Origin of the sequence: Pseudomonas sp. TNT3 (assembly GCF_010095445.2) — a bacterium.
In the GTDB taxonomy this organism is placed as follows: domain Bacteria; phylum Pseudomonadota; class Gammaproteobacteria; order Pseudomonadales; family Pseudomonadaceae; genus Aquipseudomonas.
Window position 1 is genome coordinate 1 of sequence record NZ_WFGV02000111.1, and the last position, 6,118, is coordinate 6,118.

5 protein-coding genes and 1 pseudogene are annotated in these 6,118 nt (G+C 59.2%); 2 read left to right on the plus strand and 4 right to left on the minus strand.

Annotation, left to right across the window (positions count from 1 at the left end; translation table 11 throughout):
- Together GBC55_RS29355 and GBC55_RS29360 are read left to right on the plus strand one after the other, a co-directional pair.
- Nucleotides 1-902: substrate-binding domain-containing protein (locus tag GBC55_RS29355; protein WP_247267065.1), on the plus strand; the 902-nt coding region annotated here is incomplete at its 5' end.
- 288 nt (nucleotides 903-1,190) lie between these two features.
- Complete coding sequence (locus GBC55_RS29360) at nucleotides 1,191-2,333, plus strand: sensor histidine kinase (RefSeq protein ID WP_162441137.1); 1,143 nt, start codon at nucleotides 1,191-1,193, stop codon at nucleotides 2,331-2,333.
- Between the two features lie 281 nt (nucleotides 2,334-2,614).
- On the opposite strand, the gene GBC55_RS29365 is transcribed toward GBC55_RS29360, so the two are convergent.
- The 4 genes and pseudogenes from GBC55_RS29365 to GBC55_RS29380 all read right to left on the minus strand — a co-directional run.
- Nucleotides 2,615-3,007 carry a RidA family protein gene (locus tag GBC55_RS29365; RefSeq protein WP_162441138.1) on the minus strand — a complete coding sequence of 131 codons (393 nt, stop codon included), beginning with the start codon at nucleotides 3,005-3,007 and terminating at the stop codon, nucleotides 2,615-2,617.
- A gap of 96 nt (nucleotides 3,008-3,103) precedes the next feature.
- Nucleotides 3,104-4,120: a lipoyl synthase gene (gene lipA / locus GBC55_RS29370; protein WP_162441139.1), complete on the minus strand. Its 1,017-nt coding sequence runs from the start codon at nucleotides 4,118-4,120 to the stop codon at nucleotides 3,104-3,106.
- Between the two features lie 152 nt (nucleotides 4,121-4,272).
- The gene (gene glyA / locus GBC55_RS29375) at nucleotides 4,273-5,529 is read right to left on the minus strand and encodes a serine hydroxymethyltransferase (protein WP_162441140.1); all 1,257 of its coding nucleotides are present in this window, start codon (nucleotides 5,527-5,529) and stop codon (nucleotides 4,273-4,275) included.
- A 251-nt stretch (nucleotides 5,530-5,780) separates the two neighbouring features.
- A pseudogene (locus GBC55_RS29380) lies at nucleotides 5,781-6,118 on the minus strand (glycine dehydrogenase (aminomethyl-transferring)); the annotation flags it as partial.

Consider the following 6,118-nt stretch of genomic DNA (forward strand, 5'->3'; position numbering starts at 1 on the left):
GCCTTGGCTACACCCCCAATCTGCGCGCCCAGCGCCTGCGCACCGGCAAGGCCAATGCCATTGCATTACTGTCCTCGATGCCGTTTGCCGTGGCAGGCGGATCGTCACGCCTGGGCTTTTTGATGGAGATCGCGGCGACCGCGACGGAAGCGGCCCTGCGTCGGGGCGTGGCACTGGTGCTGGTGCCGCCGATGGACGAGGCCAAGGCCTTGCTGGATACGCTGGATATCGACGGCGCAGTGATCATCGAGCCAGTCGCCAACGACCCGCACATTGCGCGCTTACGTAAAAGAGGGGTGAAACTGGTATCGATCGGACGCCAGCCCGAGGCCGGTTTTGACTTGCCGTACATCGACATGCACGGCGCAGCGGCGGGCGCCTTGCTGCTCGATCATTTGCGAGAGCAGGGCGCGCAACGGATCGGCCTGGTGATCGGCATTCAGTCCCGGCATTCCTACCTCGACATGGAGCAAGCGTACCGCGCCTATTGCACAACCCATGGCCTGACCCCGGCGATCGTTCGCGCCGACGAAGCGGGTGGCGAAGCGGCAGGCGCCGCTGCCTGTGCGCAATTGCTGGACGAGTATCCGGACCTGGATGGACTGTGCGTGCCGGTCGATGCGTTCGCGATTGGCGCGGTGCAGGCGCTGAACGAAAAAGGGCTGAAGGTGCCGCAGGATGTAAAGGTGGTCACCCGTTACGACGGCTTCCGCGCACGGGAATGCACACCGCCCCTGACGGCGTTGAACATGCACCTGGAAGAGGTGGCTGCGTTGGCGATCGAGTTGCTGTTCGAACAGATCAATGAGTCTGGCACCGACCAGCGTCAACGCATTGATGCGCCCATGGCGACGCTTGTGGTTCGTGAATCGAGCGCGGGTTTGCGGGAGAAAAATGGTTGAGACGAGGCTAGCCCTGACAGGCAGTCGGGGCTTGCTAGAAGAAACAGGTGACAGGATCAAGTATGTCACTTTTGCGCAGGGGTGCCCCTGGCAATGGACGCAAGAGATCAGGGTCGGTGTTAACGCTGTTGATGCCTTGATCGTGCGTATCGACCAAGCGGGCCTGAAACGGACCGAGCTTTAAAAGCCATACACAACCTCCTACACTGCTGACACCCGCTCACACCCAATCTGCGCAGCCTCGCTTTCCTGCCGGCGTCTGCATCGCCTCCCATTAGGATTATTGACATGCGCCTGTCTGATTTCATTCTTGAGAACCTTGAGCCGATTCTGCAGGCTTGGGAAGATTTCGCCAGAACTATCGATACGCCGGGTGAGGACCTCGATAGTGAAGCGCTGCGAGATCATGCCGAACAAATGTTGCGGGCAATTGTGAGTGACCTGCGGACAAAGCAGACGAGGCGAGAGCAAGCTGCCAAGTCTCAAGGCCAAGCCCCGGTAAACGATGAAGAAACAGCAGCTGAAACCCATGCAATGACGCGGTTGATGGCAGGTTTCACGATCGATCAAATGGTGTCGGAATATCGAGCACTGAGAACGAGTGTCGTCAGTCAATGGATGAGGCAAGTGAAGGATGGCACGCCGATCAATGTCGACGACATGACCCGATTCCACGAGGCCATCGATCAGGCTCTCGCCGAATCCATCGCCAGTTATTCACGCGCCGTTGAGGCGTCACGCAACGTATTTCTAGGCATTCTCGGCCACGATTTGCGCACTCCGCTTGGAGCGATCTTGCTGGGTGCCGACATGTTGAGGCGCTCGGAAGGGGCCGGAGACCGCAATACCAAGGTCGCCAACCAGATATACACAAGCGTGCGGCGAGCGAGCCAAATTGTTGGAGACCTGCTTGATTTGACTCGCTGCCAAATGGGCCCAGGCATTCCCGTCAAGAAGACGGATTTGGATCTATCGCGCGTTTGCGAACGTGTTGTCGAAGAAATCCGAGCGTTTTATCCAGAGGCCGTGGTCCTGTTCGAAGCGAAGACTCCAGTTCAAGGGCAATTCGATGGCGCCAGAATGGAACAAGTCTTCTCGAACATAATCAGCAACGCTGTACAGCATGGCGATAATCAACTCCCAATCAAGGTGGAGTTAAAGGCCTCGGAAGACGGCGCTATTTTCACCGTTCACAACAGCGGTGAGCCCATACCAGAAGACGTTCTCCCGTTTATATTCAACCCTTTGGGTCGTTTCTCTCAGCGATCTGCAATTGATCACGGGCCTACAGAGGGGCTGGGCTTGGGCCTGTTTATCGCCTCAGAGGTTGTGGCCTCACATAACGGATCAATCGATGTCAGCTCCGACTGGAGTGGCGGCACCACTTTTCTGGTCAGGCTTCCAATGACTGAGCCGGCCGCACATTTGTAGACCTGTTCGAGAGAAAGCTTCTGGCCGGCCGATCATCGTTCAGCGATGGATATTCACATTGGCGGGGGCAGACAGACTCCGGTTGCTCATGACAAAGGCGGGTACGTCCTGGTAGGGCCAGCCATCGGGAGCATTGGACATGATCCATCCTTGTAATCATGCGGGCGGGGAATAGCCCATGAACAAAAGAATCCCTCTGAAGGGCGAGTGAGATTTCAGCGCTACTGCCGCATGGATGGGCACCATCCAGGATCTACTAATTCACCTGCCGATCTGAAAAATCATCGCTGCACGGCAATGCATTTGATCTCCACAAGCAGCCCCGGTCGAGCCAGTTCCGCGACACCGATGCATGTCCATGCACACGTGCCCCTGGGAAAGACTTCATCCTTCACTTGTCTGAAGATTGGCATGTGGCGTTGCATGTCGACGTGATAGGTCGTCATTTCGACGACATCCTCAAATTCGCAGCCACCGGCTGCCAGGACGAGCCGTAGATTCTCCCACGCGGCTAAAAACTGCTGCTCAGGATCTTCGATAACCGTCAATTCCGGCGTCCGGCCTACCTGACCCGCGCAGTACAGCGTTTTTCCTACCTTTACCGCTGGCGCATAACCCGCCTGCTCGCAGAGCAATTTCATGCTGTCTGGAACGATGATCTGACGATCAGTCATGGTCGTGGAGCCCAAAATATAAGCGGATACGAAACCTAACCCAGGTGCCAGAGCGCCGTCCACTCGGGTCCCTTTGCATTAAACAAACAACCACGCTCAGTCGCTTATCTCAGCCAGCGGTCCGTGAGTATCGTTGACGTGTAAACCTCCCTGAAGTTGCTGGTCGGCATGATACGAGGAACGCACCAAGGGCCCGGACGCGACGTTCTTGAAGCCCATTCGCGCGCCTTCCTCGGCAAACCACGCAAACATATCCGGGTGCACGAAACGCTGCACCGGCAAGTGGCTGCGCGAGGGTTGCAGGTACTGGCCGAGGGTGAGCATGTCGATGTCGTGCTCGCGCATCCGCTGCATGACCGCTATGACTTCGTCGTCGGTTTCCCCGAGACCCAGCATCAAACCGGATTTGGTCGGGACCTGCGGCACCCGGTGCTTGAAGTTCTGCAGCAGGTCCAGCGACCACTCGAAATCCGAGCCCGGTCGCGCCGCTTTATACAGGCGTGGCACGGTTTCCAGGTTGTGGTTAAAAACGTCGGGAGGCTCGCAAGCGGTGATAGCCAGGGCGACGTCCATCCGTCCGCGATAGTCCGGCACCAGGGTTTCCAGCTGGATGCCCGGCGACAGCTTGCGGATCTCGCGCAGGCAGTCGACGAAGTGTTGGGCGCCGCCGTCGCGCAGGTCGTCGCGGTCCACCGAGGTGATCACCACGTATTTGAGGCGCAGTTCGGCGATGGCCACGGCGAGGTTGTTTGGCTCGTTGACGTCCAGCGGTTTCGGCCGTCCGTGGCCGACATCGCAGAACGGGCAGCGCCGGGTGCAGATGTCACCCATGATCATGAAGGTCGCGGTGCCGCCGGAAAAACACTCGCCCAGGTTCGGACACGAGGCTTCCTCGCAGACACTGTGCAACTTGTGTTTGCGCAGCAATTGCTTGATCCGGTCGACCTCGGGGGAGGTCGGCATGCGTACCCGGATCCATTCGGGTTTGCGCGGGAATTCATCGGTGGGGATGATTTTCACTGGAATCCGCGCGACCTTTTCTGCGCCGCGCAGTTTGGTGCCGACTTCCACTTTGGCGGGGCTTTTTTGCGCTGCTTCAACAATGGCAGTCATGGGTTTTCCTTGTGCAGGCAGCTAATCAGGCAGGACACGGAACCTGTGGGAGCGAGCTTGCTCGCGATGAGGCCGTGTCAGTCGAGATCAATGCTGACTGTCATGCCGCCATCGCGAGCAAGCTCGCTCCCACAGGGTTCCATATTGTTTGCTTAGTCGCGGTAGACCGGGAAATCGCTGCACATCGCGGCAGCCTGGCGGGCGACATCGGCTTCTATGTCGGCATCGCCCAAGTGGTCGAGGATGTCGCAGATCCAGCCGGCCAGCTCGATGCTCTGGGCTTCCTTGAAACCGCGGCTGGTGATCGCCGGGGTGCCGATGCGCAAGCCCGAGGTCACGAACGGCGACTGCGGATCGTTGGGCACGGCGTTCTTATTCACGGTGATACCGGCACGGCCCAGCGCCGCGTCGGCGTCCTTGCCGGTCAGGCCCTGGCGGATCAGGCTGACCAGGAACAGGTGGTTGTCGGTGCCACCGGACACCACGTCGTAACCACGATCGATAAAGACTTGCGCCATCGCTTGGGCGTTGCGGATGACCTGCGTCTGATACGTTTTGAACGCCGGCTCCAGCGCTTCCTTGAAGCACACGGCCTTGGCCGCGATTACATGCATCAGCGGGCCGCCCTGGCCACCGGGGAACACGGCGGCGTTGAGCTTTTTCTCGAGTTCAGGATTGGCCTTGGCCAGGATCAGACCGCCACGCGGACCACGCAGGGTCTTGTGGGTCGTGGTGGTGACCACGTCGGCGTAGGGCAGTGGATTCGGGTACAGACCGGTGGCGACCAGCCCGGCGACGTGAGCCATGTCGACGAACAGGTAGGCGCCCACCTTGTCGGCAATTTGGCGGAAGCGCGGGAAGTCGAGGGTCTTCGAGTAAGCGGAGAAACCGGCGATGATCATTTTCGGCTGGTGCTCGACGGCCAGGCGTTCGACTTCGTCGTAGTCGATCAACCCGGTGGCGGTGTCGATGCCGTATTGCACGGCGTTGTAGAGCTTGCCGGAAAAACTCACCTTGGCGCCGTGGGTCAGGTGACCACCGTGGGCCAGGCTCATGCCCAGTACGGTGTCGCCGGCCTGTAGCAACGCCAGGTAAACCGCAGCGTTGGCCTGGCTGCCGGAGTGCGGCTGGACATTGGCGTAGTCGGCGCCGAACAGCTGTTTTGCGCGGTCGATGGCCAGTTGTTCGACCACATCGACATGCTCGCAGCCGCCGTAGTAACGCTTGCCCGGATACCCTTCGGCGTACTTGTTGGTCAGGCCGCTGCCCTGGGCTTCCATGACCCGTCGGCTGGTGTAGTTTTCCGAGGCGATCAGCTCGATGTGGTGCTCTTGCCGCGCGTCCTCGGCGTTCATCGCCGCCAGCAGTTGGTCGTCGTAGCCTTTGATCTGGTCGTGCTTGCTGAACATGGTGAAAGTCCTCTGTTGTTCTCGAATGGGGGTTCACCCGTAGGAGCGAGCTTGCTCGCGATGGTTGTGAACGATGACGCGTAAACCCGGGTGCCCAGCGGCGTCCTTGGGTTTTTCGCGAGCAAGCTCGCTCCTACAGTGGGTTATGCGGTGTTCACCTGTAGGAGCTGTCGAGTGCAACGAGGCTGCGATCTTTTGATTTTTGAAAACCGGATCAAAAGATCGCAGCCTGCGGCAGCTCCTACAGGGGGTTATGCGTAGTCGGCGATTGAAGGGCAGGCGCACATCAGGTTGCGGTCGCCGAAGACATTGTCGACGCGGCCTACGGGCGGCCAGTATTTGCTGTCGATCAAGGTGTCCAGCGGATAAACCGCCTGTTCACGGCTATACGGATGCGACCACTCGCCCACCAGCTCCGCCGCAGTGTGCGGGGCGTTTTTCAGCGGGTTGTCGTCCTTGTCCAGCGTGCCGTTTTCCACCGCACGAATCTCTTCGCGGATGCGGATCATGGCGTCGCAGAAGCGGTCCAGTTCTTCTTTGGATTCGCTTTCGGTCGGTTCGATCATCAACGTGCCGGCCACCGGGAACG

What these genes read in the sequence shown, in the direction of transcription:
- lipA (WP_162441139.1), bottom strand. Translation starts at nt 4,120, where the DNA reads ATGACTGCCATTGTTGAAGCAGCGCAAAAAAGCCCCGCCAAAGTGGAA.
- GBC55_RS29360 (WP_162441137.1), top strand. Translation starts at nt 1,191, where the DNA reads ATGCGCCTGTCTGATTTCATTCTTGAGAACCTTGAGCCGATTCTGCAG.
- glyA (WP_162441140.1), bottom strand. Translation starts at nt 5,529, where the DNA reads ATGTTCAGCAAGCACGACCAGATCAAAGGCTACGACGACCAACTGCTG.
- GBC55_RS29365 (WP_162441138.1), bottom strand. Translation starts at nt 3,007, where the DNA reads ATGACTGATCGTCAGATCATCGTTCCAGACAGCATGAAATTGCTCTGC.